Annotated in this window: 24 protein-coding genes and 2 rRNA genes; 7 read left to right on the top strand and 19 right to left on the bottom strand. The window is 71.4% G+C overall.

Annotation, left to right across the window (positions count from 1 at the left end; genetic code table 11):
- Positions 1-189 precede the first annotated feature (189 nt).
- Together AB0J53_RS08180 and AB0J53_RS08175 are read left to right on the top strand one after the other, a co-directional pair.
- Entirely contained in the window at positions 190-966 is a 777-nt protein-coding gene (locus AB0J53_RS08180; protein WP_364169930.1) for a maleylpyruvate isomerase family mycothiol-dependent enzyme, read from the top strand.
- Positions 963-1,619: an MBL fold metallo-hydrolase gene (locus AB0J53_RS08175; RefSeq protein WP_364169927.1), complete on the top strand. Its 657-nt coding sequence runs from the start codon at positions 963-965 to the stop codon at positions 1,617-1,619. The genes AB0J53_RS08180 and AB0J53_RS08175 overlap by 4 nt, the downstream gene beginning before the upstream one ends.
- Before the next feature lie 14 nt (positions 1,620-1,633).
- Here the strand turns inward: AB0J53_RS08175 and AB0J53_RS08170 are convergent, their stop codons facing one another.
- The 13 genes from AB0J53_RS08170 to AB0J53_RS08110 all read right to left on the bottom strand — a co-directional run bounded on the left by AB0J53_RS08170 (position 1,634) and on the right by AB0J53_RS08110 (position 14,340).
- The gene (locus AB0J53_RS08170) at positions 1,634-1,897 is read right to left on the bottom strand and encodes a hypothetical protein (RefSeq protein WP_219509909.1); all 264 of its coding nucleotides are present in this window, start codon (positions 1,895-1,897) and stop codon (positions 1,634-1,636) included.
- Between the two features lie 79 nt (positions 1,898-1,976).
- Complete coding sequence (gene pssA, locus AB0J53_RS08165) at positions 1,977-2,798, bottom strand: CDP-diacylglycerol--serine O-phosphatidyltransferase (protein ID WP_364169923.1); 822 nt, start codon at positions 2,796-2,798, stop codon at positions 1,977-1,979.
- Complete coding sequence (locus AB0J53_RS08160) at positions 2,785-3,426, bottom strand: phosphatidylserine decarboxylase (protein ID WP_219509907.1); 642 nt, start codon at positions 3,424-3,426, stop codon at positions 2,785-2,787. The genes pssA and AB0J53_RS08160 overlap by 14 nt, the downstream gene beginning before the upstream one ends.
- Positions 3,427-3,537: 111 nt before the next feature.
- A complete protein-coding gene (locus AB0J53_RS08155) occupies positions 3,538-4,521 on the bottom strand; it encodes a TerC family protein (RefSeq protein ID WP_219509906.1) in 984 nt (327 codons plus the stop codon).
- 183 nt (positions 4,522-4,704) lie between these two features.
- A complete protein-coding gene (locus tag AB0J53_RS08150) occupies positions 4,705-5,820 on the bottom strand; it encodes a glycosyltransferase family 4 protein (protein ID WP_364169920.1) in 1,116 nt (371 codons plus the stop codon).
- Positions 5,821-5,900: 80 nt separating this feature from the next.
- On the bottom strand, positions 5,901-7,496 hold the full coding sequence (locus AB0J53_RS08145) for a lipid II flippase MurJ (protein ID WP_364169918.1): 1,596 nt from the start codon (positions 7,494-7,496) through the stop codon (positions 5,901-5,903).
- A 70-nt stretch (positions 7,497-7,566) separates the two neighbouring features.
- A complete protein-coding gene (locus tag AB0J53_RS08140; RefSeq protein ID WP_364169915.1) occupies positions 7,567-8,418 on the bottom strand; it encodes a hypothetical protein in 852 nt (283 codons plus the stop codon).
- A 1-nt stretch (position 8,419) separates the two neighbouring features.
- Complete coding sequence (locus tag AB0J53_RS08135; protein WP_364169912.1) at positions 8,420-9,412, bottom strand: copper transporter; 993 nt, start codon at positions 9,410-9,412, stop codon at positions 8,420-8,422.
- Entirely contained in the window at positions 9,409-10,605 is a 1,197-nt protein-coding gene (steA, locus tag AB0J53_RS08130; RefSeq protein ID WP_219509900.1) for a putative cytokinetic ring protein SteA, read from the bottom strand. The genes AB0J53_RS08135 and steA overlap by 4 nt, the downstream gene beginning before the upstream one ends.
- A gap of 74 nt (positions 10,606-10,679) precedes the next feature.
- Complete coding sequence (gene recN, locus AB0J53_RS08125) at positions 10,680-12,389, bottom strand: DNA repair protein RecN (RefSeq protein WP_219509899.1); 1,710 nt, start codon at positions 12,387-12,389, stop codon at positions 10,680-10,682.
- Between the two features lie 75 nt (positions 12,390-12,464).
- A complete protein-coding gene (locus AB0J53_RS08120) occupies positions 12,465-13,376 on the bottom strand; it encodes an NAD kinase (RefSeq protein WP_364169908.1) in 912 nt (303 codons plus the stop codon).
- Positions 13,373-14,185, bottom strand: coding sequence for a TlyA family RNA methyltransferase (locus AB0J53_RS08115; protein ID WP_364169906.1), 813 nt, complete (start codon positions 14,183-14,185; stop codon positions 13,373-13,375). Before AB0J53_RS08115 ends, AB0J53_RS08120 begins: the two co-directional genes overlap by 4 nt.
- A complete protein-coding gene (locus tag AB0J53_RS08110) occupies positions 14,182-14,340 on the bottom strand; it encodes a hypothetical protein (RefSeq protein ID WP_219509896.1) in 159 nt (52 codons plus the stop codon). Before AB0J53_RS08110 ends, AB0J53_RS08115 begins: the two co-directional genes overlap by 4 nt.
- A 127-nt stretch (positions 14,341-14,467) precedes the next feature.
- On the opposite strand from AB0J53_RS08110, the gene AB0J53_RS08105 reads away from it, so the two are divergent.
- Positions 14,468-14,815, top strand: a complete 348-nt coding sequence (locus tag AB0J53_RS08105; RefSeq protein WP_364169904.1) for an SCP2 sterol-binding domain-containing protein — start codon at positions 14,468-14,470, stop codon at positions 14,813-14,815.
- Between the two features lie 320 nt (positions 14,816-15,135).
- Here AB0J53_RS08105 and AB0J53_RS08100 read toward each other — a convergent pair whose 3' ends face one another.
- Entirely contained in the window at positions 15,136-16,107 is a 972-nt protein-coding gene (locus tag AB0J53_RS08100; RefSeq protein ID WP_364169901.1) for an HAD-IIA family hydrolase, read from the bottom strand.
- 802 nt (positions 16,108-16,909) lie between these two features.
- Complete coding sequence (locus AB0J53_RS08095) at positions 16,910-17,335, bottom strand: tetratricopeptide repeat protein (protein ID WP_364169898.1); 426 nt, start codon at positions 17,333-17,335, stop codon at positions 16,910-16,912.
- A gap of 102 nt (positions 17,336-17,437) precedes the next feature.
- Here AB0J53_RS08095 and AB0J53_RS08090 point away from each other — a divergent pair, with 102 nt between their 5' ends.
- Positions 17,438-19,063 (top strand): DUF1015 family protein, encoded by a 1,626-nt coding sequence (locus AB0J53_RS08090; protein ID WP_364169895.1) that lies wholly within the window; start codon positions 17,438-17,440, stop codon positions 19,061-19,063.
- 123 nt (positions 19,064-19,186) lie between these two features.
- On the opposite strand, the gene AB0J53_RS08085 is transcribed toward AB0J53_RS08090, so the two are convergent.
- Positions 19,187-19,579: a single-stranded DNA-binding protein gene (locus tag AB0J53_RS08085; RefSeq protein ID WP_364169892.1), complete on the bottom strand. Its 393-nt coding sequence runs from the start codon at positions 19,577-19,579 to the stop codon at positions 19,187-19,189.
- A 110-nt stretch (positions 19,580-19,689) separates the two neighbouring features.
- Between AB0J53_RS08085 and AB0J53_RS08080 the strand changes: the two genes are divergently transcribed.
- On the top strand, positions 19,690-20,616 hold the full coding sequence (locus AB0J53_RS08080) for an MBL fold metallo-hydrolase (protein ID WP_364169889.1): 927 nt from the start codon (positions 19,690-19,692) through the stop codon (positions 20,614-20,616).
- Positions 20,617-20,655: 39 nt separating this feature from the next.
- Here AB0J53_RS08080 and AB0J53_RS08075 read toward each other — a convergent pair whose 3' ends face one another.
- Positions 20,656-21,840 (bottom strand): hypothetical protein, encoded by a 1,185-nt coding sequence (locus AB0J53_RS08075; protein ID WP_364169886.1) that lies wholly within the window; start codon positions 21,838-21,840, stop codon positions 20,656-20,658.
- 12 nt (positions 21,841-21,852) lie between these two features.
- On the opposite strand from AB0J53_RS08075, the gene AB0J53_RS08070 reads away from it, so the two are divergent.
- Positions 21,853-23,466, top strand: coding sequence for a hypothetical protein (locus tag AB0J53_RS08070; protein ID WP_364169883.1), 1,614 nt, complete (start codon positions 21,853-21,855; stop codon positions 23,464-23,466).
- A gap of 273 nt (positions 23,467-23,739) precedes the next feature.
- Positions 23,740-24,486 (top strand): class I SAM-dependent methyltransferase, encoded by a 747-nt coding sequence (locus AB0J53_RS08065; protein ID WP_219519520.1) that lies wholly within the window; start codon positions 23,740-23,742, stop codon positions 24,484-24,486.
- A 111-nt stretch (positions 24,487-24,597) separates the two neighbouring features.
- Here the strand turns inward: AB0J53_RS08065 and rrf are convergent.
- Positions 24,598-24,714, bottom strand: a 5S ribosomal RNA gene (rrf, locus tag AB0J53_RS08060).
- Positions 24,715-24,853: 139 nt separating this feature from the next.
- Positions 24,854-26,241, bottom strand: a 23S ribosomal RNA gene (locus tag AB0J53_RS08055); the annotation flags it as partial.

The following is a 26,241-nucleotide window of genomic DNA, read 5'->3' as shown; positions in this document are numbered from 1 at the left end:
AGACGGGGGCTCCGACAATTTCGGCAGGGCCGCATACCGCCCTGGCGAAAATCCGTCCCTCCCAGGTTACGGCCTGCGCCCACCCGGGCAGGAGGCCTTTCCCTGTCAACGCCATATCAACGCCGCGACCTGCGGCTTTATGCCCGTCCGCCGCTGGCGCCCGACCTCCGGATGATGAAATATCCCCTTATGACCGTCCTTCAGAGCTTGCGTGCCGAGCTGACCGAGGCGACGTCCGGGCTGCTCGCCACGGCCGCCTCCCTGTCCGACGCCGACGTCGCCGCCCCCTCCCGGCTGCCCGGCTGGTCGCGCGGCCACGTCCTCACGCACCTCGCCAGGAACGCCGACAGCCTCGTCAACCTCCTCACCTGGGCGCGGACCGGCGTCCCGACACCGCAGTACCCGGACGCGCGGGCGCGCGAGGCGGGCATCGAGGCCGGCTGCCACCGGCCCGCCGCCGAGCAGCTCGCCGACCTGCGCGAGAGCGCCGGCCGCCTGGACGCCGCCGCCGACGCCGTCTCCGAGCCCGCCTGGGGCACCCCGGTCGGCGGCCTGCGCCCGCCGCACCACCCCGCCTGGTACGTCCTGGTACGCCGCCTCCGTGAGGTGGGGCTGCACCATGCCGACCTGGGCGCCGGCTACGGCCCGGCCGACTGGCCCGAGACGTTCGTCCGCCGCGAGCTGCACGACTGCCTGCGCACCTGGCCGCACGACCGCAGCACGGTGAGCGCGGTGCGGTTCGTCACCCCCGCGAACGGCCCGGTCGCCGCCGGGTGGGAGGGGCTCGGCGACGGTCCGGTGGTCGAGGGCGCGCCGGCCGACGTGCTGGCCTGGCTGACCGGCCGCTCGGCAGGTGAGGGAGTTAAAGTGGTGCCCGAGGGACGGCCGTGCCCGCCGCCACCGCCGTGGCTGACCACGACCGCGCCCGCTGACCTGCCCGCGACGCCCCCGAAGGACTACCCATGACCTACACCGGCGACGTCCAGGTAGGCGGCCCCGCCGACGTGCGGGAGCTGCCCGATCTGACGATCTGCAAGCTCGCCGTCGGCCCGTACGAGAACAACGCCTACCTGCTGCGCTGCACCGAGACGGGTGACGGCCTGCTCATCGACGCGGCGGCCGAGCCGGACCGGCTGCTGGCCCTGATCGCCGACCAGCCGATCAGCGCGATCGTCACCACCCACCAGCACGGCGACCACTGGCAGGCGCTGGAGCAGGTGCGCAAGGTGACGGGCGCCAAGGTGCTGGCCCATCCGCTGGACGCGCCCGGCCTGCCGGTCCCGGCCGACCGCCTGGTCGAGCACGGCGACCGCGTCGCCGTCGGCGTCGTCACCCTGGAGGCGATCCACCTGCGCGGCCACACGCCGGGCTCGATCGCCCTGCTGTACGACGGCGGCGAGGGCGACAAGCACCTGTTCACCGGCGACTCGCTGTTCCCCGGCGGCGTCGGCAACACGTGGAAGGACCCGGAGCGCTTCGAGCAGCTCTACACCGACGTGGTGGAGCGCGTCTTCGACCGGCTGCCCGACGACACGTGGGTCTACCCGGGCCACGGCAAGGACACCACCCTGGGCGCCGAGCGCCCGTCCCTTCCCGAGTGGAAGGCCCGAGGCTGGTAGCTGTCGCAAGAGGGTCAGCGGCGGGCCAGGACGCGCACGATGCGCTCGGCCGCCGGCCCCGGCTGGTCGGCCTGCCCGACCAGCTCGCCCCACGACCAGCGGTAGAACCATCCGTCCTGGAGCGGCACGCAGTCGACGGTCTCGGCCAGCAGCGCGGTGCCGGGATCGCTGACCCGCAGCACGGGCGGGTCGGCTCGCAGCGTGGCGGTCAGCCCGCGCCGCTCCAGCTCGGCGGCGAGCTTGCCGAGGAAGTACGTGCGCGTGTGCTCGACCGGCATGGCTCCATCAAAGCCGAAGGCGCCGGAGAAGTCCCGCTTCTTCCGGCGCCCCTGCCCGAATGGTCACTGCTCGAATTGGTCACTGCCCGATGCGGGAGGCCTCACGGCGCAGTTCGCGCTTGTAGAAGAGCATCCGCAGCGGGATGGCCGCGACGAGCGCGATCTGCATGGTGGCGCCGATCTTGATCGGCAGGTCACCGCCCTCGGGCCAGGCGACCCAGAAGGTGAGGAACGCGACGTTCACCATGATCCATCCGAGGACCACGGCGGCGAGCTGCCCCTTGGGCTTGGGGTACTCGATCCGGCTGACCATGAGCCAGGCCACGCCCAGCACGGCCAGCAGCGACCAGATCCCCGGCTCGAACAGCAGCACGATCGAGATCACGGTCATCGCGCCCATGGGGATCGGCAGCCCCATGAAGTCGCCGCTCTTGGTCTTGACGCAGGCGAACCGCGCCAGCCGTACGACACCGGCGACGAGCACGGCCGCGGCGGCGCCCACCACGGCGAAGAACGGCACCTGGTGGGTGAACCCGCCCCAGATCACGACCATGAACGCGGGCGCGAACCCGAAGCTGATGACGTCGGCCAGGTTGTCGAGCTCGGCGCCCATCGCGGAGGCGCGGAAGCGCCGCGCGACGAGCCCGTCGAACAGGTCGCAGGTGGCGCCGATGAGCAGCAGCACCACGGCCGTGGCGAAATAGCTGGGCGCCGGGGTGAAGGTCCCGTCGGTGCGCAGCGCCTCGATGGCCGAGGCGGCCAGCACGCACACGGCCAGGAAGCCGCACAGCGCGTTGCCCAGGGACAGGGAGTCGGCGGCGGACAGGCGGAACGCCTTGCCGACCGGGCCGCGAGGTTCTTCCTCTTCGGCCGGCCAGCCGCCGGCGTCAGCTGTGGTCAATTCTGGTCACCCCCGCAACCGTCTTCTCGCCCACGGACACCGCGGGTGAGATCCCTTCGGGAAGGTAGATGTCGACCCTGGATCCGAGCCTGATGAGCCCGATCCGCTCGCCCTGCGCGACCTTCGCCCCAGCGGTCAGGTACGGCACGATCCGGCGCGCGACCGCGCCCGCGATCTGCACCATCTCGATGTCGCCGAGCGTGGTCTCGAAATGCCACACCACGCGCTCGTTCTGGTCGCTGTCCTTGTTGAAAGCCGGCAGGAACCCACCTGGCACATGCTGCACGGAGGTGACATTTCCCGCAAGTGGTGCCCGATTGACGTGGACGTTCAGCGGGCTCATGAAGATCGCGACCCGGGTGCGGCCGTCCGGCCACGGGTCGACGCTCTGGACGACCCCATCGGCCGGTGACAGGATCCGCCCCTCGCCCGGCCTGCGGTCGGGGTCGCGGAAGAACCAGAGCATCCCACCGGTGAGGGCGCCCAGCGGCACGGCCGCGAGCGCCCAGCGACGGTCCCGTCGCGTCAGGAACGCGGTGGCGGCCGCCGCGGCCGCCGTCGGGAGGAGCCACGGGGAGACCCCGCGTGCGAGCCTGACACGGCCCGGCTTGGCAGAATCGACTGACACGTACAACCTTTGGATGGTGACTGGAACGGAAGCGCTTTGCCGTGATGCTACAGAACGCACAACTATGACACGACGCAACTACACCAGCAAAGCGCCTCGAAAGCCGTTTTTCTAGACCTGCTCCGAGTGGGTTTCCTCGCTCTTGCGGGTGTCCCTGCGGGCCTTGACCAGGCTCGCCACGGTGGTGATGACCATCGTGGCGCCGATGACCGACAGCGAAACCCAGATCGGGATCGCCGGGGCCCAGGAGAACCCGCTGTGGTGCAGAGCCTCCAAAATCAGCTTAACCCCGATGAAGCCCAGAATGAACGCCAAACCATAACTGAGGTAGACCAGGCGCTGCAGCAGCCCACCGAGCAGGAAGTAAAGCTGACGCAGTCCCATCAGGGCAAAGGCGTTGGCGGTGAAGACGATGAACGGGTCCGTGGTGAGCCCGAAGATCGCCGGAATCGAGTCGAGAGCGAACAGCAGGTCGGTGCTGCCGATGGCGATCATGACGATCAGCATCGGCGTGACCATGCGCTTGCCGTCGATCTTGACGGTGACCTTGGACCCGACGTAGCCGTCCGTGGTGGGGAAGGCCCGCCGCACCCAGCGGAGCAGGACGTTCTCGGGGACCTGCTCCTCTTCGCCCTTGACGTGCTGGCGGACGATGTTGATCGCGGTGTAGACGAGGAACGCGCCGAAGACGTAGAACAACCAGCCGAACCGCTCCAGCGCCGCGGCGCCGAGCGCGATGAAGATGCCCCGCATGACCAGGGCGAGCAGGATGCCGACGAGCAGCACCTTGTGCTGGTACGCCTTCGGCACGGCGAACCGGCTCATGATGATGAAGAAGACGAACAGGTTGTCGACGCTGAGGCTGTATTCGGTGATGTAGCCGGCGAAGAACTCGCCCGCCTTCTCCGGCCCCGTCGTCACCCAGAGGATCACCCCGAAGATCACGGCCAGCGTGATGTAGAAGGTGACCCAGAATCCCGCCTGGCGCATCGAGAACTCGCGGGCTTCACCGCGGTCGACGATCCACAGGTCGACGGCCAGGACGAGCAGGAGCCCGCCGATCACGACGATCCAGGCCCACAATGGTTCGCTCACGTTGTATTACCTCCGGCATACACGTCAGAACGCCGGAGGTCTCTCCCGCCCGCTGGGCATGGCGGACCGGCAGCCCCGGGGGCCCCATGGAGCGGGACTGCACCGTGATGACGAGGCTGCCGCGAAGGGATACTCCCCTCCCTTAACGCACGCAGTATACGAGAACGCGAAAGCCTCACCTAATCATCCGGATGATGTTGACGAACCGTAGGCGTCCAGCACCGCCCGCACGGCGTCGTCCTCGTCCGGCAGCTCGGCGCCACGCCGGGCCGCCGCCGCGGCCCGTCCGGCCGCCTTCTCAGGATCGGCGATCACTTCCTGTACGGCCGCGCGCAGGGCGGGCACGTCACCGTAGGGCACGAGCGCACCGGCGTCGCCGACGAGCTCGGGGATGCCGCCGACGGCCGTGGCGACCACCGGGCGGCCGGCCATGAGGGTCTCGCTGAGGCTGAGCGGCTGCCCCTCCCACCGGCTGGGCCACACGGCCACGGCGGCGGCGGCCAGCAGGTCGGGCACGTCGTCCCGGTTGCCCAGCAGCACCACGGGCAGCCCGTCGCGGTCGATCCGGCGCTGCAGCGTCTCGCGCAGCGGGCCCTCCCCGGCGATCGCGAACAGCGGCTCGGGCCCCGGCCACGGCCCGGCGGCGGCGTCGAGCAGGGTCTCCAGCCCTTTCTGCTGGGCGAGCCTGGCGATGGTGAGCACGACGGGCCGCTCCCCGGCCCCCAGCTCGGCGCGCACCTCGGCGGCGGGCCGCCCGGCGGGGCGCGGCACCGGCGCGGGCACCACCGCGGCCCGCACGTCCCGCGCGCCCAGGGCCCGCATCCGTTCCCCGAGGTCGGGCGAGACGACCAGCACGCGGTCGGCCAGCCGCGCCACGATCCGCTCCAGCACCCCGTACACCAGGCCGACCGTCCCGCCCGTGGTGAGCGCGTTGTGCAGCGTCACCACCAGCCGTGGCCGCCTCCGGCCCCGGGACGGGACGCGCCCGAGCCCGGCCAGGGTGAGCCCGAGCCCGGCCAGGGCCCCGGCGCGCAGGCCGTGGGCATGCACGACGTCCGCGCCCCGGGTCAGCCGCCCGGCGGCGAGCACCGCCCGCGCGTCGGCGAGCGGCCTGGGCCGGTCGGTGACCTCCACCTCCGCGAGCCGCGCCCCCGCCTCGCGGAACGCGAACCCCTCCCCGACCTCGCGCGGCGCCACCACCAGCACCCGGTGCCCGCGCCGCACCAGGCCCCGGGCCAGCATCGCCACGTGCCGCCCGGTCCCGCCGGACGTGGTCCCCAGCACGAACGCCACCCGCACAGCCGCTCCTCCGCTCACTCGCCCGCCCACTTCATCCACCCACTGGCCCGTCCGCCGGCCCGTCCGTCGGACCGCCCGCCTCATCCGCCCTCCGGTCCGCCACGGCGGCGCAGCAGTGCGGCCACGGCGGCGGCGTCGGCGCGGTCCACGAGCGCCACGACGCCCACGCCCGCCGCCAGCGCCACCACGGCCGCCAGCAGCGTGCCCGCCACGCTCCCCCACGTCCCGGCCCCGCCGAACAGCCCGGCGACCCAGCCGCCCGCCACGAACCCGGCCCCGCCCCCGGCGAGCGCCGCCGCCCCGGCCCGGCCCAGCCCGGCGATCGCCGCGGCCCCCCGCGCCCGTACGACGGACGCCAGCAGCAGCGCCCCACCGGCGGTCATGCCCGCGCTCATCCCCAGCGCCAGCCCCGCCACCTGCCACTCGCGCGGGAACGCCAGCGCGAAGACGGTCTGGGCCACGATCACCACGCCCCACCCGGCCACCGTCCCGGCCGCGACCGCCCGCCCGCGCCCGGCGGCGTACAGCACCCGGCTGAGGTGCGCGATCAGCCCGTAGCCGATCAGCCCCGGCGCGAACAGCGCGACGGCCCGCGCCAGCTCCACCGGTGACACGGTCGTCTTGGCCCCCAGGAACACCACGGCCCCCGGCCCGGACGCCGCCGCGAGCACCCCGGCCGCCACCCCGGACACGAGCACCACGGCCCGGGTCGTGCGGGCGGCGAGCTCCGCGAACGCCGCCCGGTCCCCCTCCACGGCCGACAGCCGGGGGAAGGCGCTGGTGGCGATGGGCACGGCGAGCACCGCGTACGGCACCAGGTAGATCGCCCACGCGTAGTTGTAGACGGCCAGCGCCCCGCCGCCGATCACGTTGTTGGACAGCGCCAGCACCCCGGCCATGGCCGCCTGCTGGGCGAGCAGCGCCGCGATGCCCGCCAGCGCCAGCCGCCGCACCCGCACGGCCACCCCGCCGGGGAAGCGGAACGCGGGCCGCCACCGCAGCCCGAGCCCCGCCACCGGCCCGGCGACGGTGAGCACGAGCGCCAGCACGCCGAGGCTGGTGCCGACGGACAGCGCGAGCTCCGCCGCGAGCGGCACCTCGGCGCTTCCGGCCCGGCCGTCGCTGAGCGGCACGAACAGCAGGTACGCCACGATGACCACGAGGCTCGACACGAGCGGCGCCACGGCGGGCCCGGTGAAGCGGTGGTGCGCCTGCAGCACGCCGTAGAGCACGACGACCACGCCGTACAGCGGGATCTGCGGCGCGAAGACGACCAGCATCCGGGTGGCGACCGCGTGCATCTCGCAGTCGCCGCCGCCGAACAGTCCCATGATCGGCCCCGCCAGCAGCGCGGTCAGCACCGCCACGGGGACGAGCACGACCAGGGTCCACGTCAGCAGCGCCGAGCCGATCCGCCCGGCCCGCTCGCGGTCGCCCGTGGCGGCGGGTTCGGCGAGCACCGGCACGACCGCCCCGGCCAGGGCGCCGCCGACGACCACCTCGAAGACGATGTTGGGGATCTGGTTGGCGGTGAAGTAGGCGCTGGTCAGGCAGTTGGTGCCGACGGTCTGGGCCAGGGCGTACTGCTTGGCGAAGCCCGCGACGCGCGCCAGCACGGTGATCACCGCGATGAGCAGCGCGCCTCCGGCCACGCCGCGCGCCAGCCGCGGGGTCACGCCCTGCCCGCCTCTCCGGTCATTCCGGACATCATGGCAGGCCGTACGGACAGGCGCGTCACGCGGTCTCTCAGACGGTGTCGGCGGGGCGGCGGCCGAGCAGGTCGAGCCGGTTGAGCACCGGGTTGCCCGCGATGACCTTGGTGAAGCTGATCTTCTCGGAGGCGGCGGTGAGCGCGGCGACGGTGCCGAGCAGGACGAGCCTGCCGGGACGGCCGAGCCGGGTGACGGCGGCCAGGCCGAGCAGCGCGCCGAGCGCGTTGGCCCCGGCGTCGCCGAGCATGGCGCGCTCTCCGAGGTCGTCGGGCAGCAGCGCGGCGGCGGCGCCCAGCGGCACGGCGGCCAGCGCGGCGGTCGCCGGTGAGCCGCCCGCGACCGCGCTGACCAGGAGGGGGCCGCCGGTGAGCAGGCCGACCTTGATGGCGCGGCCGGGCCGCAGGTCGAACAGGTTGGCCAGGTTGGCGGCGCCCGCGATGGCGGCGCCGTTGACGAGCGTGTCGGCCGGGCCGCGGGAGACGAGCGCGGCGGCGCCGAGCCCGGTCGCGCCGATGCCGAGGATCTTGACGGCGCCGCTGGTGACTTCGCCGCGGGCCAGCGCGGTCAGGTGACCCTTGAAGCCCTTGGAGGAGGTGGTGCCGTAGAGGTCGTCGTAGGCGCCGAGCGCGCCGCTGCCCGCCCCGGCGAGCAGCGCGGCCGCCCGTACCCGCGGCGGCAGGCCGGGCGCGAGCGCGGCGGCCGCTCCCGCCCCTGCCACGAACGCGGGCCCTTCGAGCAGCGTGACGGCCTCGCCCCGGTGGTTCTTACGGGTCCAGCGGCTGCCCGGGTCGACGCCGCGCGCCCGGGTGAACGCGGTGTAGGCGGCGCGGGCGGCGGCGGCGCCGATCGCGGCGCCGGCGACGGCGTAGAGCAGGCTGCGGGCCATGTCAGCTCCCTGAGTCGGAGGACGACGGGGTCGGCTGGGGCGTGGTCGGCGCCGGGCTCGGCACCACCGGCTGGAACGCGGTGATCCCGGTGCCGATGCCGTACTGCCCGGCGGCCCCGGCCAGTTGCTCCCGCAGAGCGTAGACGATCACGACGCGGCCCGCCGGGATATCGGCGCTGTCGACGGTGGAGACGCGCTTGGCCACCTCGGTGCTGTCGCGCACGGCGGTGACGGCGCCGCCGGGCCCGGTGGCGGGGACGGTGCCCGCCACGACCAGACCGCGACCGCCCGCGTCGAGCCCGGAGGCCAGCGCCACGAACGCGGCGGCCTGCGTCTCGGCGTTCTCGCCCTCGTACGGGACGTCCGGGGCGAACATGACGACGAGCGTGGCCCGCTTGGCCGGGTCTCCGTCGAGGTTGACGAACCCGCCGGTCTCCAGCCCGCCGAGCACCGAGGCGGTGGCCGCGTTGGGGGTGCCCGCGACGGCCGGGTCGGTGGTGGTCACGGTGGCGGCCAGCAGGGTGGCGGCCTTGTCGTAGGCGGTGGCGGGCGTGGGGAAGGTCATCTCGGCCGGCTTGAGCTGCCCGGCCAGGCCGTCGAGGACGCCGCCGCTCTTGGGGTCGAAGAACTTCTCCGTCAGCGAGAGCCTGCCGGAGATGGTCGCGCCCGCGTCGGTCAGCACCTCCTGGGTGGCCTCGCGCTGCGCCGCGCCCGCTCCGGGCGCCTCCACGAGCAGCACCTCCTCGCCGGTGAGCTCACCGGCGACGAGCTTGGGCGTGAGCGTGGTGACGAACGCGTCGCCCGCCTGCTCCCGGCTGCGCAGGTCGTCGATCTGACCGCGCTGCTCCTGCTTGTCGGCGGTGAGCTGGCGGGTGAGCTCCTCGGCCGATCTGATCGCGGGGTCCTGGAGCAGCGTGGTGCCCATGACGATGCCCACGGCCAGCGCCAGGAAGATGGCGACGATGGAGACGAGGTGATAACGGAAATCGATCACGAGAAGAGCCCGACCAACCAGAAGATGAACGCGTTCCAGAAGTCTTGCAGCCCGTTCAGCCAGGTCTGGCCGAGCGGGGAGAACGACAGGGCGACACCCATCGTGATCAGCGCGGTGATCGCCAGCAGCAGCAGCTGCGGGGTGGAGATGCGGCTGCGGTAGAGGCGGCTGACGCCCTTGGCGTCGACGAGCTTGCTGCCGACGCGCAACCGGGTGAGGAAGGTGCTGGCCATGCCGGAGCGCCCCTTGTCGAGGAACTCCTCCAGCGTGCCGTGGGTGCCGACGGCGACGATGAGCGAGGCGCCCTTGTCGTCGGCCATGAGCATGGCGATGTCCTCGCTGGTGCCGGTCGACGGGAAGATCACCGCGTCGCGGCCGAGCTGGCGGACCCGTTCCAGGCCGGGCGCGCGGCCGTCGCGGTAGGCGTGCACGACGAGCTCGGCGCCGCAGGTGAGGGCCTTGGCCGAGACGGAGTCGAAGTCGCCCACGATGATGTCGGGCAGGTAGCCGGCCTCCAGCAGCGCGTCGGCGCCGCCGTCGACGCCGATCAGCACCGGGCGGTATTCACGCAGGTAGGGGCGCAGGGTGGCGATGTCTTCCTTGTAGTGGTAGCCGCGCACCACGATGAGGGCGTGCCTGCCCTCGATGGGGGTGCGGATCTCGGGCACGCCGACGCCCTCGATGAGCAGCTTGCCCTCGCCGCGCACGTACTCCATCGTGTTGACGGCGAACGCCTCGATCTGCACGGCCAGGCCGGCGCGGGCCTCGGCCATGGCCGCCTCGACGGCCTCCATGTGCTGCTCGTCGCCCTTGCCGACGACCTCGTCGTCGAGGTGGATGACGCCCTCGTGCAGCCGCACGACGTCGCCGTCCTTGACGCGTTCGAACAGCTCGTGGCTGGCGTTGTCGACGAACGGGATGCCGGCCTCAAGGATGATCTTCGGTCCGAGGTTGGGATAGCGCCCGCTGATGCCCGCGGCCACGTTGACCACGGCCGCGGCTTCGCACGCCACCAGTGCCTCCGCGCTGACCCGGTCCACGTCGACATGGTCGATGATGGCGATCTCGCCTGGCTTGAGGCGCTTGGTGAGCCTCTTGGTCCGCCGGTCGATCCTCGCCACACCCGTGACACCGGGAAGGTCGTTGACCTTCCTTCCGCGGAGGCCCGGCATCTTGTTCCCCGGAACCTTCATCAGTGACCATCCTGCCAGAGGGAAACACGTGGGAGGTCACGCACTGCGGGGCGTGTCCGCTATGTCACCCAGGATCACCTGTCGGCGGCGGCCAGTCCCAGCAGCTCCTCCGCGTGCGCCCGGCCCAGCTCGGAATCCTCCAGTCCGGCGAGCATCCGCGACAGCTCGCGCACCCTGCCCTCGTGGTTGAGGGTGACCACGCCACTGCGCACGACACTGCCGTCACTGGCCTTCTCGACCACCAGATGCTGGTCGGCGAAGGCCGCGACCTGGGGCAGATGTGTGACCACAATCACCTGCGCGGTGCGCGCCAGCCGGGCCAGGCGGCGGCCGATCTCGACGGCGGCCTTGCCGCCCACGCCCGCGTCGACCTCGTCGAAGACGAACGTCGGCACCGGGTCGGCACCGGCGAACACCACCTCGATGGCGAGCATGACCCGGCTCAGCTCGCCGCCGGAGGCGCCCTTGTTGAGCGGCAGCGGCGGCGCGGCCGGGTGGGCGGCCATGCGCAGCTCGACCTCGTCGACGCCCTCGGGGCCGAACTCGGCGGCGCGGGAGAGCTGGACGACGACGCGGGCGTGCGGCATGGCCAGCGCGGTCAGCTCCTCGGTGACGGCCGCGCCGAACCGCTCGGCGGCGGCCTGGCGCACCTTGGTCAGCTCGGCGGCCAGGTCGGTGAGGCGCGCGGTGAGCTCCTCCAGCTCGCGGGTGAGCTCCCCGATGCGCTCGTCGTCGCCCTCCAGCTCGGCCAGCCGGGCGGCCGAGCGCTGCGCCCAGGCCAGCACGCCGGCGCTGTCCTCGCCGTACTTGCGGATCAGCCCGGTCAGCGCGGAGCGCCGCTCCTGGACGGCCGCCAGCCGGGCCGGGTCGGCCTCGATCGACTCGGCGTAGGCGGCCAGGTCGGTGGCCACGTCGGAGATGAGGTAGCCCGCCTCGGCCAGCCGGTCGGCCATCCCGGCGAGCTGGCTGTCGAAGTCGCGCACCGCGTCGACGGCCGCCCGCGCCTCGCCCAGCAGCGAGATCACGTCACGCGCGCCGCCCGCGGCCTCCATCGGGTCGCCGAGCAGCGCCGAGTGCGCGGTGGTCGCCGCGCCGCGCAGCGCGTCGGCGTGCGACAGCCGCTCCTCCTCTCCGCGCAGGTCGGCGTCCTCGCCGGCCTTCGGGTCGACCTTCTCGATCTCCTCCAGCCCGAACCGGAGCAGGTCGGCCTCCTGTGCCCGCTCCCGGGCGCGCGTGGTCAGCTCCTCCAGCAGCGCCGCCACCTGCTTGTGCCTCTTGTACGCCTGCGCGTACGCGCGCAACGGCTTGACCAGGTCGTTGCCGGCATAGCGGTCGAGCGCGGCGCGCTGCCTGGCGGGCTGCAGCAGCCGCTGCTGGTCCATCTGGCCGTGCACCGCCACCAGGTCGTCGGCCAGGTAGGTCAGGGTGCCGACGGGCACCGTGCGGCCGCCGAGCCAGGCGCGCGACCTGCCCTCGGCCGAGACGGTGCGGGAGATGATCAGCTCGCCGTCGTCGACCTGGCCGCCGATGTCCTCGACCTGCTGGGCGACCCGGCCGCCCGGGTCAATGACGAGCGTGCCCTCGACGCTGGCCTTGTCGGCGCCGGGGCGGATCCGGGAGGGGTCGGCCCGGCCGCCGAACAGCAGCCCGAGACCCGTGACGACCATCGTCTTGCCCGCGCCGGTCTCGCCGGTGACCACGTTGAAGCCCGGCGAAAGCTCCAGCACGGCCTCGTCGATGACGCCGAGCCCCTGGATGCGGACCTCCTCGACCCTTGGTCGCACTGCCCACTCCCGTCACTTACGTGCTTTCCGAACACTCGTGCGGATGCGATCCTACGCGTTCGCGTCCCCATTCACTCAGGGTCGCACCCTTCCGCGCCACCCCTGGACGGGTAGTTCGAACTTGGCGACCAGCCTGTCGGTGAACGGCGCCCCGGTGCTCTCCACACCGTGCAGCCGGGCCAGCCGTACCGGCTCACTGCCGCGCCGCACCTCCACGCGGGTGCCGGCGGGAAGGTCGAAGTGGCGGCGCCCGTCGCACCACAGGACCCCGACGGGTGTGTCGGGCAGGATCTCGACGGCGAGCGTCGAGCGCGGCGAGACCACCAGCGGGCGCGCGAACAGGGCGTGCGCGCTGATCGGCACCATGAGCAGCGCCTCCACCTCCGGCCACACCACCGGGCCGCCGGCGGAGAAGGCGTAGGCGGTGGAGCCGGTCGGCGTGGCGCAGATCACGCCGTCGCAGCCCCAGCGCGACAGCGGCCGCCCGTCGATCTCGGCGACCACCTCCAGCATGCGCTCCCGCTTCTCGACGGTGACCTCGTTGAGCGCCCACGTGTCGGCGATGACGCGGCCGTTCTGCCGGGCCAGCACGTCGATCGTCATGCGCTCCTCGACGTCGTAGCGGCCCGCGACCACGCTGTCGACGGCGGCGGCCAGGTCGGCGACCTCGGCCTCCGCCAGGAAGCCGACGTGGCCCAGGTTGACGCCGAGCAGCGGGGTGCCGGCCGGCCTGGCCAGCTCGGCCGAGCGCAGCAGCGACCCGTCGCCGCCGAGCACGATCATCACCTCGGCGTCCTTGGCCGCGCCCGGCTCCGCGGGCACGACGTCGACGCCGCCGCAGCCGATGTCGGCGGCCTCGCCGTCGAGCACCCGGACGCTCAGCCCGGCCCCCACCAGCCGCCCGATGACCAGCCTGGCGCTCTCCACGGCGGCCTCCCGCCCGGTGTGCGCGGTGACCAGGACGGTCCGGCTCGCTGCCCGGCTCATTGGGGCCCCTCCGCCACGGCGCGCCGGATCTCGGACTCCAGGTCGGCGACCGGCGGCGCCCCTTCGCCCTTGCCCAGCCACAGCAGGTATTCGACGTTGCCCGACGGGCCCGGCAGCGGGCTCGCGGTCACGCCACGCACCGCCAGCCCCAGCTCACCGGCCTTCGCGGCGGCCTGCCGCACCGCTCCCGCCCGCAGCTCCGGGTCACGCACCACGCCACCGGCCCCCACGAGCTCCTTGCCCACCTCAAACTGCGGCTTGACCAGCATGACGAAGTCGGCGCGCGGCGCGGCGACCTCGGCCAGCGCGGGCAGCACGAGCCGCAGCGAGATGAACGACAGGTCGCCGACGACCAGCGTGGGCGCCTCGCCGACCATGCCCGGCATGAGGTCGCGCACGTTGAGCCGCTCCATCACCGTGACCCGCTCGTCGCTGCGCAGCGACCAGGCGAGCTGCCCGTAGCCGACGTCGACGGCGACCACGTGCGCGGCGCCGCGGCGCAGCAGCACGTCGGTGAACCCGCCCGTGGACGCGCCCGCGTCCAGGCAGCGCCGCCCCGTCACGTCCAGCTCGGGGAACGCCTCCAGCGCCCCGAGCAGCTTGTGCGCGCCGCGCGAGACGTAATCAGGCCCGCCGGGCGACTCGGCGACGACGATGGCCGAGGCGGTGTCGACCTGGGTGGCGGGCTTGCCGGCCCGCTGGCCTCCGACGGCGACGCGGCCGGCCTCGATCAGCTGGGCCGCCTGCTCCCGCGAACGCGCCAGCCCGCGCCGCACCAGCTCGGTGTCGAGCCGGACCCTGCGGCTCACCGCGCCTCCACGGCGCCGAGGGCGGCCTCCAGCCCGGAGAACGCCTCCTCGAACACCGCCACGTGCTCGCCCACCGGCAGCCCGGCCAGGCGGCCCAGATCCGCGAGGACCGCGTCGACCCGCTCGTCGCCGGTTGCCTCTGGCAGCTCACTCATGACTCGACGGTAACGCCTCGGGCGAGCGCCCGGCACCTTGGCGGGCGTGTCACACGTTGGAGGGTCATACGGGGTGCTCCGATGTGGAACGCTACGGACCCTGAAGACAAGGAAAGGAAGGCGGATCATGGCAAGCGTCGAGGAGTGCCGGGAGGCGCTGGTCAAGCTCGTCGCCCAGTTCGACGAGATCGACGAGCAGGACCGGGCCAAGCATGTGGTCGAGCGCACGGTCAGCTGCCGGGTGTCCGACCTCGACGTCACCTTCTACGGCCGGCTCCACCACGGCGGCCTCGACCCGTTCACCGAGGAGCCGCCCGCGAACGGCAAACCGGCCGAGGTCAAGCTGACGATCGTGTCCGACGACCTCATCGCGCTGGTCGACGGGGAGCTCGACCTGGCCCGCGCGCTGCTGGGCGGCCGCGTCAAGATCGACGCCAGCTTCGGCGACCTCCTGCGCCTCCGCCGCCTTCTCTGACCCCGCCACCCCCACTTGCCCCCGCACCTCGACCGGCAGGCTCCGTCCCGCAGGACCTGACCCGCCGGTCCAGACCCGCAGGCCCTGACCCTCGCCCCGTCCCGCCGACCCGTCCCGCAGGACCCGTCCCGCAGGACCCGTCCCGGCCTGCGCCGACCCGGTCCTGCGCCGACGCGCACACTTAGACCCACCCCGCCCTGGTAGGCCCGTTCTGAGCGCCCGCTCTGGTGGGCCACTCAGAGCGCCCGCCCTCGTGGGCCACTCAGAGCCCCACTCTGGTTGACCCGCCCTGGCGGGCCCGCGGTTCGTGTGCCCCTGCGTCAGCCGATGCGGTCGAGGGCCTCCTTGACCGCATCCTCCTCGGCGCGGCCGTCGCCGACGGCCGCCCACACGGCGTCGCACGCCGCCCGCAGCCCGTCGATCCGGCTCCCGCCACCGTCGAGCCGCAGCGCCCCTCCGGCCCACCGCGCCCGCCACCCGCCGCACTCCCCGTCGCGCACCGGCGGATACGGCTCCAGCAACGCCCTCAGATCCTCCCCCACATAGGTCGGCCGATGCCGCGGCTCCGCCGTGAGCAGGTCGACCGGCCTGGCGACCCCCGTCAGCACCAGCAGCCCGTCCACGCCCGCGTTCACCGCGCCCTCGATGTCGGTGTCGAGCCGGTCCCCCACGACCAGCGGCCGCCGCGCCCCCGTACGGATCACCGACTCCCGATGCAACGGCGGATCAGGCTTACCCGCATAGACCGGCTCAACCCCGGTCGCATGCGCGATCACCCGTACCATCGCCCCGTTCCCCGGCTGCTCCCCTCGCCCGGTCGGCATGGTCGCGTCCCCGTTGGACGCCACGAACAACGCCCCCCGCCGCACCGCCAGCGCCCCCTCCGACAGCAGCTCGTACGACAGCCCGGGCGCGATCCCCTGCACCACCGCCACGGGCTCCGACGCCGCCGTGGTCACCGGCCTCAGCCCCCGATCCCGTACGGCCAGCCGCAGCCCCGACCCGCCCACCACGAGCACGTTCGACCCGGCGGGCACCCGCTCGGCCACCACCCGCGCGGCCGCCTGCGCCGACGTGACGACGTCCGCCACCTCGGCCGGCACCCCCAGCTCCCGCAGATGCGTCGCGATGGCGGCAGGCGTCCGCGAGGCGTTGTTCGTCACGTACGCCAGCCGCGCCCCGCGCCGCCGAGCCTGCTCCAACGCCTCCGGCGCCCCGGGCACCGCATGCCGCCCCAGGTAAACGACCCCGTCAAGGTCAAGCAGCAGGGTGTCATAGCCGTCGATCAGCACAATGCCTCATTCCCCTAGCCCACCCACATCCCGTGAGACTCTAACCGCGCCCCAGCTCCGGCCCCTATGCCCACCCCGACCCCCACGCTGCCGAAGCCCCGAACCGCCCCGGTGCCCAACCTCCACGCTGCCGAAGCCCGGCCCTCCCCCATGCCCGACCGCCCCGTCTGCCCCAAGACCGCCCCCGGGCCCCACCGACTGCCACTGCCCGACCGGCTGCCCCTTCCCGCCTGACCGCCCCATCCGCCCGACTCGCTCGACTCGCTCCATCGCCCGGTCCGCCCGGTCCACCCTCGACGGGCCTACCAGCCGCGAGCCTGCCCTTCGCACGACCGGCCACCCGGGCGTGACCGCGTGCGCTCGCGTAGCCCCTGGCCATCGGCCTGCCCCCGCCCGACCGGCCGCCCCTGCCCGGAGGATCAGCAGGCCGCCACACGGCCCACAGCAGCGGCCGCCCCCTTCCCCGGCCACGCCCTCCTCCCGGCTACGCGTCCCTCCCGGCTACGCGCCCCTCCCCCGACTGCGCGCGCGACCTTCACACAGGCTCGCCCGCACGCGCAGCCCATCGTGGGTTCAAGCGCGCCGCCGGTAACCAGACCCTCTCAGCGCCATTCGCCGCCCCTCAGCACCGCCGGGCTGGGCGTCCTTGCAACATGCGCCGTTCTCTCTGCGACGTCGCCCCTCGCCGCTCACTGATCGCCCCGCCTTGTCCACGTACGTCCGGCCATCTACTCGTTGGCGTCGGTGACGGTGATCAGGGTGCGGTGGACACAAACGCACGGACCCTGGCGGCGGGGCGGGGTCACATCTCCCGTCGGGCGCGGAGGGTCGCCCGTACGCTCTTCAACGCCGACACGTAGTGCCCCTCATCGGGCCGCATCGCCACGGCGATCGCGAGCGGCTCCTGCGCTCCCTCGATGTCACCGGTGCGCCACAACGACAGGCCTAGCCCGAAGTACGCGTAGTCCTCCGCGGGGTTGGCGTCGACGATCCGCCGGAAACTGTCGGCCGCCTCCGCGTACTGCCGCGAGTTGAACTGGGCCCTGGCCAGCGCCTCCCTGATGCTGCGGGACTCCGGCTCGGCCCCGGCCGCCCGTTCCAGCAGCGCGGCCGCGGCCGCCGGGCTGCCTTCCTTGAGCAACTTCACTCCACGCTGGTACCAGTCGTAAACGTCGCCCCTCGGAGCGCCCGTCGGGGAATCTTCGTGAGGGTTTTCACCTTGGACCATTGCGTGAGCTCTCCTTCATCGGCAATCGACGGGTTCGCTGGGGAATCGGGCACCGGCGGAGCGTCGGGGCGACCACGGAAAGACACGGACGTCTATGACAGCATGCCCGGTATGGGGAATTCCGAACTGCCGATACCGGATGGTCTCGAACTGCGCCCCTTCCGGGGCGTACGATTCGCCGTCGACGATCCCGCCAAGGTGACCTCCCCGCCGTACGACCTGATTTCGGACGGTGATGTCCACGCGCTGCTGGACTCCCATCCCTACAACGTCGTCCGTCTCATCCTTCCCATCTCGCCCTCGGGAGACGCCAACCAGCCGGCTCCCGCTGGCCACTTCGGCGAGAGCACTCCCGCCCCCGGTACCTCGGCAAACCCACGCACACCACCCGCGCATTCCCAGCCGCACGGCCATTCGCCCGCAAAGCCCGCCTCCGCGCCCGGAGCCCCCGCAGCCGCGCCACCATCTGGACGTCCTGCAGCCGCGCCACAGCCTGGACGCCTCGCAGCAGCGCCACCATCTGGACGTCCCGCAACTGCGCCACAGCCCGGACGTGCCACGGTCACCCCGGAGGCCGGCAGCAGCGAAGCGTCGCCGGCCCGCTATGGCCAGGCGCGCGACACGTTGCAGGCGTGGCTCGCCTCGGGCGTCCTCGTGGTCGACGACCGTCCCGCTCTTTACGTGTACGAGCAGCGCGGCGAACACGTCGTGCAGCGCGGCCTCATCGGGGACGTGTGCCTGGCGGACCCCGCGCAGGGCATCGTCCTGCCCCACGAGGACGTCATGCCCGGCCCCATCGCTGACCGCCTCGCCCTGATGAGCACCACCCAGGCCAACCTTGAGCCCATCTTCCTCCTCTACGACGGCGCCACCGGCACGGCGACGACCCTGGTGGACGAGGTGGCCGCGACCCGCCCGCCTCTGGTGACCGCCCATACGGAGGACGGCCTGACGCACCGCCTCTGGGCCATCACGGACGAGGCCGAGATCGACGCCGTCAACGCCGACCTCCACGCCCGCCAGGCCCTGATCGCCGACGGCCACCACAGATACGCCACCTACCGCGTACTCCAGCGCCAGGAACACGCAACCCGCCCCCAGCCCGCAGGAAGTCAGGTTCCCTCCTCCGGCGCGTCCCCGTTGAGCCGTCGGGCCGGCGGCGGGCCGTGGGACTTCGGGCTGGCTCTGCTCGTCGACTCACGTGCGTATCCGCCTGACCTGAAGGCCATCCACCGCGTCATCCCTGGGCTCCCCTTGCCCGAGGCAGCCGCGCGTGCCAAGGGAGCCTGGCGGGTGCAGGACCAGGAGGATCTGGCCGAGGGCATGGCCGCCCTCGACGCCGCCGACAACCCCGCCTTCCTGCTGGCCGGAGCGGAGGGCGTCCACCTGCTGACCCATCCCGACCCGGTGCAGCTCGCGCTGGCCATGCCCGCCGACCGCTCGGACCGCTGGAACTCGCTGAACACCTCCATCCTCACCCAGTTCGTGCTGCCCAAGGTGTGGGGGCTGCAGGACGACGAGAAGACCGTGCGGATCGTGCATCATGACCCGTACGCGGCTCTGCGCCTGGCTGTCGAGACCGGTGGCACCGCCGTGCTCCTCAAGCCGCTGGCCGTGGACGATGTGCTGGCGGTCGCGGCCGGTGGAGAACGAGTGCCCCGGAAATCCACCTCCTTCGGCCCCAAGCCCCGTACGGGCCTCGTCCTGAGGACTTTCGCCATCGATTGACCTCCTGCAGTTGCGGCATCCCCAAGGGGCTCGCACGCCGTCCACGACGGAGCGAGTGGCCCATGCGCGCCCCAGCTCGCATGGGCCGGTACCGCTCCGCGACCGCCTACCCGGGTGGCGGGGTCAGCCGGTCTCGGCGAGGACCGCCACGGGGCGGGGAGCGGTCGGTGGCGGCGGCTCGGGGGGCTCCTGCGGGAGGGGGTCGGCTTCGATGACCCTGGCCGACGACACCTCCACCTCGTAGCTCCAGACCTTGGCCTGCGCCGGACCGAAGATGCGGCAGCGGAAGGCGCCGGTGAGCTCCAGCGGGTCTCGCGGCTTGAGGCTCCGGACCAGGTCGGCCACCTCGGTGTCGAACGTGACGCACGGGATGCTGTCGGTCATCGTGCCGTGGCGCCGGTGCCTGCGACGGCGCACCAGCAGGCGCCACTTCGTCATCGTGTCGCCACTGGGCAGCTCGCGGTCCTCGACACCCGCCGACAGCCGGCCCACCAGCAAGACCTCGTTACGGTCCACAGTCGTCCTCCCATTGGTGTTCGGGTGAGGATCACTCTCTACGATGAGGACGAGGCCGGTTCGGCTGGAACGCCGTTCTGGGGATAGCGGACGCGGTTCAGGAGTTGCCTGTGGACAACATCACCGCCCTCGGCGGCGACGTCTATGAGATCGACACGAAAATGGCCGGCTACTCGGGCATCACCGCCGGTTATCTGATCCTGGGCGATCGCCCATGCCTGGTGGAGACCGGTACGTCCACGTCCGCGCCCGTGGTGCGCGACGCGCTGGCCTCGCTCGGCGTCGGGCCGGGCGAGCTTGCGACGGTCGTGGTCACGCACATCCATCTGGATCACGCGGGCGGAGTGGGGGACATCGCGAAGTTCTTCCCGTCCGCCCAGGTGGTCGTCCACGAGAAGGGGGCACGGCATCTGGCCGAACCGTCACGGTTGATGGCCAGCGCCCGGATGGTGTGGGGAGACCGTCTCGACACGCTGTTCGGTGAATTGTCCCCCACCGAGGCCGAGCGCATCGTCGCGCTGGGCGACACCGGTGCCATCGACCTCGGCAACGGCAGGACGCTGAGCAGCCACTACTCCCCCGGCCACGCCAAGCACCACGTCGGTCTGATCGATTCGTACACCGGGGACCTGTATGTCGGCGACGCGGCCGGCGTCTACCTGCCCCAGACCGGCGACCTGCGCCCGGCGACCCCGCCGCCGGACTTCGACCTGCAGACCGCGCTCGACTCGATCGCGCTGTTCGAGGCGCTTGGGCCGCAGCGGCTGCTGTTCAGCCACTACGGGCCCGTCGACGCGGTGCAGGAAACGCTCGAAAGGTCGGCGGAGGAACTGCGCATCTGGGTTGATCTCACCCGGCAGGCGCACGCGGAGGGCATGGACCTCGACCACGCCGTCGCCATGGTCCGCGACCGCACCAAGGAGCGTTACACGGCGCTCGCCGCGGACGACGAGACGGCCGAGCACTTCGAGCTCCTCAGCGGCGCCCCGTCGAACGTCGCGGGCATCCTCCACTGGCTCGACCGCGTCTCGCCGTAATTGTTTGTGCGGGTACGGGACCCGTACCCGCACAAGGTGTTACTCGTCGCGCTTGGCCGCTTCGTCAGCCTCGTCGCCCTCGTCGAGGTCGTCACCGAAGTCCGGCTCGATGAAGGCAGGGTTGATACCGGCCACGGCGGCCGAATCACCGGACTTCACCGGCTCGGAGCCGGCGTCCGCCTTCGGAGCCTCCGCCGAGCGGGTTTCCGCCTGACGAGTTCCCGCCTTCGGGGCCTCCTGCTTCGGGGCCTCCTGCTTCGGGGCCTCCTGCTTCGAAGCCTGGGCCTCGGGCTTCGACTCGGGCTCCTGGGAGTCCGCGTCATCCTCGGCCGCCGGGGGCTCCGGCGACGGCTCGGCGTCCTGGACCACGTCGGCAGTCTCGGCGCTCGCGGCCGCACCCGCCTCCTCGGACGTCTCGCGGTCGGCACCGGCCGACCCGTCAGCCGCCTCATCGACGTCCTTGGAATCGGCATCATCCAGGACAGAGCCGGCGGCGTCCGTCTCCGCCGAGGACTGCCCGGCGTCGACATCCTCGTCCGGCGCCTCGCTCAGGTGCTCAAGCTCGGCATCGACCGTCTCCGCCTCCGGGGTGGCGAGCAGGTCGCCGGCCTCGGCGAACGCCTCGGCGTCGTCAGGCGAGTCGTCCTCCTCGGGCTGGTCCGAGGCCGCACCGGCGTCGTCGAAGTCGTCCTCGTAGTCGAACTCCTCCTCGACGTCCTCAATGACGGCTCCGGTCAGCTCGGCGTACCGCTCGGCGGCGTCCGTCTCACCGTCCTCGTCGAACGCCATCGCCCGGCCGAACCAGTCGGTGGCCGCCTCCTGGTGCCCGGCCTCGGCCAGCGCGTCGGCGTACGCGAACGCGAGCCGCGCCGACCACGGCCGGGGCTGCGGGTCGCGCAACTCGGGCAGACGCTGAAGCGTGATGACCGCGGCGTCGTGCTGGCCGAGGTCCCGGCGGGCGCCGGACTCCACGATGCTCAGCTCGATCTTCCCGCCCCTGTCGAGGCGTTCGGCCTCGGGCGAACGTACGAGGTCGAGCGCCCGCTCGGGCCGACCCATCCCGCGCTCGCAGTCGGCCATGACCGGCAGGTACGCCTCCGAACCGGTCATCCTTCTCGCGGCGCGCAGATCGCTCAGCGCCTCCGAGAAGTGCCCGGCCCGGTAGGCGACGATGCCGGCGGCCTCCCGTACGACACCGATGCGGGCCGCGAAACGGCGGGCCACCTTGGTGTGCTCGTGAGCCTTGTCGGGGTCGTCCGCCTCAAGCGCCCGCTCGGCAGCGACGAGGTGCCTGCCCACCAGCTCGGCCAGGTCGCCGGGCAGGGAACGCAGCTCCTCGCGTACTTCCTTCTCGAGCTCGTCGGCGGTGATGTCGGGCTCGACCTCGGGCAGCCTCTCGCGCTGCGGAGCGCCAGTCTCGTCCTCCGGCCTGCCGAACCGCGCCCGGGTGCCGCCCGGCCGCTCGTCACGCGAGAACGGACGCGAACGGTCGTCCCGGTATCCACCGCTTCGGGGGCCTCGGTCATCCCGGTCGCGGAACGGACGGCGCTCGCCGCCATCGCGCGAGCCCCGGTAACCGCCGCCGCTGTCACTGCGCGGCCCACGGTCGTCGCGGAACCCGCCCTCGCGACGCGGACCCCGGTCATCCCTGTCCCGGAACGGACGACGCTCGCCACTGTCACTGCGCGGGCCACGGTCATCCCGGTCACGGAAGGGACGACGCTCACCACTGTCGCTACGCGGCCCACGGTCATCGCGGTCGCGGAACGGACGGCGCTCGCCGGCGTCACGCGGACCCCGGTAACCACCACTGTCGCTACGTGGCCCACGATCGTCACGGTATCCGCCCTCGCGACGCGGCCCACGGTCATCGCGATCCCGGAAGGGACGACGCTCGCCACTGTCGCTACGCGGACCACGGTCATCCCGGTCACGGAACGGGCGACGCTCGCCACTGTCACTGCGCGGGCCACGGTCATCGCGGTCGCGGAACGGGCGGCGCTCGCCGCCATCGCGCGAACCCCGGTAACCGCCGCTGTCGGAACGCGGCCCACGGTCATCGCGGAACCCGCCCTCACGACGCGGACCACGGTCATCGCGATCCCGGAAGGGACGACGCTCGCCACTGTCGCTACGCGGACCCCGGTCATCCCGGTCACGGAACGGACGCCGCTCACCACTGTCACTGCGCGGACCCCGGTCATCGCGGTCGCGGTACGGACGGCGCTCGCCGGCGTCACGCGAACCTCGGTAACCACCACTGTCGCTACGCGGCCCACGATCGTCACGGAACCCGCCCTCACGCCGAGGACCCCGGTCATCCCGATCCCGGAACGGACGACGCTCACCACTGTCACTGCGCGGACCCCGGTCATCCCGGTCACGGAAGGGACGACGCTCACCACTGTCACTACGCGGACCCCGGTCATCCCGGTCACGGAAGGGACGACGCTCGCCGCTGTCACTGCGCGGCCCACGGTCATCCCGGTCGCCGAACGGGCGGCGCTCGCCACCATCCCGCGAACCCCGGTAACCACCACTGTCGCTACGCGGCCCACGATCGTCGCGGAACCCGCCCTCACGCCGAGGACCCCGGTCGTCGCCCTCCCGGAACGGGCGGCGGGGGCCGCGGTCGTCCCACGACCTGCGGTCGCCCGAGTTACGGTCCTGGTAGGGCCGCCGGTCCTCACTGCGCGGTCCCCTGCTGCCGTCGTCACGCCGGCCGCCACGGTCATCCCGGTTGTCCCGGCCATACGACCGCGATCTATCGGCATCGGCGCGGAACGGACGGTCGCCCCGGGAGTCACGTTCGCGGGAACCCTGCCCGCCGCTCCTGTCGCCTCCGTCTGAGCGCCTCTCCCCGTAGTCGCCGCGCTCGCGCTGTCCGCCGTCCGATCCGCTATCTCTGTTCACTTCTGGTCCATTTCGTTGGCTCACTCAGCGGACCCTTGCTACCTGTACGGCGGTCCGCCGTGGCTGGTCGCCGCCTGTCGAAGGCCTTACGCGACGAAGGCCACCCGTGGGGGGTGGCCCGGTACCCTCAAGCGTAGCAAGCCACACCGTGTCCCTTGGCCGACACATATTCGATCGCACGCAGGCGGCCCCCTTGGGCAGACTCTCCGCATGTCCTTGCGTTTCCACGAGATCGCCGAATCCCGTCACAACATCCTTAACCCACTCAACGAGCTCAAACTTCAACAGCTCGGCGAGATGTGCCGCATCACTCCCGGTACGCGCCAGCTCGACCTGGCGTGCGGCAAGGGCGAACTGCTCGCCACCTGGTCCGCCACGTACGGCCTGCACGGCGTGGGCGTCGACATCAGCAAGGTCTTCCTGGACGCTGCCAGAGCCCGCGTGAACGAACTGGACGTGGCCGACCGCGTCCGCTTCGTCGAAGCCGACGCCGGGACCTATGAGGACACTCCAGAGACGTACGACATCGTGTCCTGCGTTGGGGCCACCTGGATCGGCGGCGGCCTGGCCGGCACGCTGGACCTGATGCGCCGCCCGCTGCGCCGCGACGGCCTCGCCCTGGTGGGCGAGTGCTACTGGATCTCCCCACCGCCGGAGAAGGCGTACGAGTCCCTGCAGGTCCCGATGGGCAGCTTCGCTTCACTCGCGGAAACGGAGGAGGTGTTCGACGCCGCCGGGTTCGAGCTGCTGGACATGGTTCTCTCCAACCAGGACGACTGGGACCGATACATGGCCAGCCAGTGGTGGACGCTGAGCGATTGGCTGCGCGACAACCCCGCCGATCCCGATCACGCCGCCGTGCGCGACTTCCTGAACCGTGCCAGGCGATCCCATCTCGAGTACGGCCGGCAGTATCTGGGCTGGGGCGTGTTCGTGCTCCGCCAGAAGAACGCCTGAGAGAGCAGTCCTCCACAACGCGAAAAGGGCCCCCGGCAGTGCCGGAGGCCCTTTTGGAACGCAAAAGAAGGCCCCGACAATCAGCTTGTCGGGGCCTTCTTCTGAAAGATTGTCCGGCGGTGACCTACTCTCCCACACCCTCCCGAGTGCAGTACCATCGGCGCAGGGAAGCTTAACTTCCGGGTTCGGAATGTAACCGGGTGTTTCCTTCCCGCCATAACCGCCGTAACTCTATGAAACTGTCAAGCGAACCGCTTGTTGTTTCAGAATTGCATAGTGGACGCGAGCAAGTATTCTGCGATGCGGCGCTTCTCCGGACCCGGCGAAGAGTTACGGAGCGCTGCACACACCACAGAACTTTAGCTTTGTGGTCAAGTCCTCGGCCTATTAGTACCGGTCAGCTCCACACGTTACCGCGCTTCCACCTCCGGCCTATCAACCCGGTCGTCTACCGGGAGCCTTACCCCCAAACGGGGTGGGAGACCTCATCTCAAGGCGAGCTTCCCGCTTAGATGCTTTCAGCGGTTATCCCTTCCGAACGTAGCCAACCAGCCGTGCACCTGGCGGTACAACTGGCACACCAGAGGTTCGTCCGTCCCGGTCCTCTCGTACTAGGGACAGCTCCTTTCAAGTCTCCTGCGCGCGCAGCGGATAGGGACCGAACTGTCTCGCGACGTTCTAAACCCAGCTCGCGTACCGCTTTAATGGGCGAACAGCCCAACCCTTGGGACCTACTCCAGCCCCAGGATGCGACGAGCCGACATCGAGGTGCCAAACCATCCCGTCGATATGGACTCTTGGGGAAGATCAGCCTGTTATCCCCGGGGTACCTTTTAGCCGTTGAGCGACACCGCTTCCACATGCCGATGCCGGATCACTAGTCCCAGCTTTCGCTCCTGCTCGACCCGTCAGTCTCACAGTCAAGCTCCCTTGTGCACTTACACTCAACACCTGATTGCCAACCAGGCTGAGGGAACCTTTGGGCGCCTCCGTTACCCTTTAGGAGGCAACCGCCCCAGTTAAACTACCCACCAGACACTGTCCTCGATCCGGATCACGGACCAGAGTTAGACGTTCAAAACGACCAGAGTGGTATTTCACCAATGACTCCACCCGAACTAGCGTCCGAGCTTCCCAGTCTCCCACCTATCCTACACAAGACGCTCCAAACGCCAATGTCAAGCTGTAGTGAAGGTCCCGGGGTCTTTCCGTCCTGCTGCGCGTAACGAGCATCTTTACTCGTAGTGCAATTTCGCCGGGTCTGCGGTTGAGACAGCGGGGAAGTCGTTACGCCATTCGTGCAGGTCGGAACTTACCCGACAAGGAATTTCGCTACCTTAGGATGGTTATAGTTACCACCGCCGTTTACCGGCGCTTAAGTTCTCACCTTCGCTGTGTTACCACAGCTAAGCGGTCCCCTTAACGTTCCGGCACCGGGCAGGCGTCAGTCCGTATACATCGTCTTACGACTTCGCACGGACCTGTGTTTTTAGTAAACAGTCGCTTCCCCCTGGCCACTGCGACCCCCACCAGCTCCAGGCGTAAAGCCCATCACCAGCAGAGGTCCCCCTTCTCCCGAAGTTACGGGGGCAATTTGCCGAGTTCCTTAACCACAGTTCACCCGATCGCCTTGGTATTCTCTACCTGACCACCTGAGTCGGTTTAGGGTACGGGCCGCCACAACACTCGCTAGAGGCTTTTCTCGGCAGCATAGGATCATCCACTTCACCACAATCGGCTCGGCATCACATCTCA

Source organism: Nonomuraea sp. NPDC049725, from assembly GCF_040674795.1.
Taxonomy (GTDB): Bacteria; Actinomycetota; Actinomycetes; order Streptosporangiales; family Streptosporangiaceae; genus Nonomuraea; species Nonomuraea ceibae.
This window is presented reverse-complemented; position numbering and strand designations above follow the sequence as displayed.

Bases quoted from the DNA above. Each gene is read 5' to 3' on its own strand.
- AB0J53_RS08180 (WP_364169930.1), top strand. From the start codon at position 190: ATGACCGTCCTTCAGAGCTTGCGTGCCGAGCTGACCGAGGCGACGTCC.
- AB0J53_RS08175 (WP_364169927.1), top strand. From the start codon at position 963: ATGACCTACACCGGCGACGTCCAGGTAGGCGGCCCCGCCGACGTGCGG.
- AB0J53_RS08170 (WP_219509909.1), bottom strand. From the start codon at position 1,897: ATGCCGGTCGAGCACACGCGCACGTACTTCCTCGGCAAGCTCGCCGCC.
- AB0J53_RS08140 (WP_364169915.1), bottom strand. From the start codon at position 8,418: ATGGCCCGCAGCCTGCTCTACGCCGTCGCCGGCGCCGCGATCGGCGCC.
- steA (WP_219509900.1), bottom strand. From the start codon at position 10,605: ATGAAGGTTCCGGGGAACAAGATGCCGGGCCTCCGCGGAAGGAAGGTC.
- AB0J53_RS08120 (WP_364169908.1), bottom strand. From the start codon at position 13,376: ATGAGCCGGGCAGCGAGCCGGACCGTCCTGGTCACCGCGCACACCGGG.
- AB0J53_RS08110 (WP_219509896.1), bottom strand. From the start codon at position 14,340: ATGAGTGAGCTGCCAGAGGCAACCGGCGACGAGCGGGTCGACGCGGTC.
- AB0J53_RS08105 (WP_364169904.1), top strand. From the start codon at position 14,468: ATGGCAAGCGTCGAGGAGTGCCGGGAGGCGCTGGTCAAGCTCGTCGCC.
- AB0J53_RS08095 (WP_364169898.1), bottom strand. From the start codon at position 17,335: ATGGTCCAAGGTGAAAACCCTCACGAAGATTCCCCGACGGGCGCTCCG.
- AB0J53_RS08090 (WP_364169895.1), top strand. From the start codon at position 17,438: ATGCCCGGTATGGGGAATTCCGAACTGCCGATACCGGATGGTCTCGAA.
- AB0J53_RS08065 (WP_219519520.1), top strand. From the start codon at position 23,740: ATGTCCTTGCGTTTCCACGAGATCGCCGAATCCCGTCACAACATCCTT.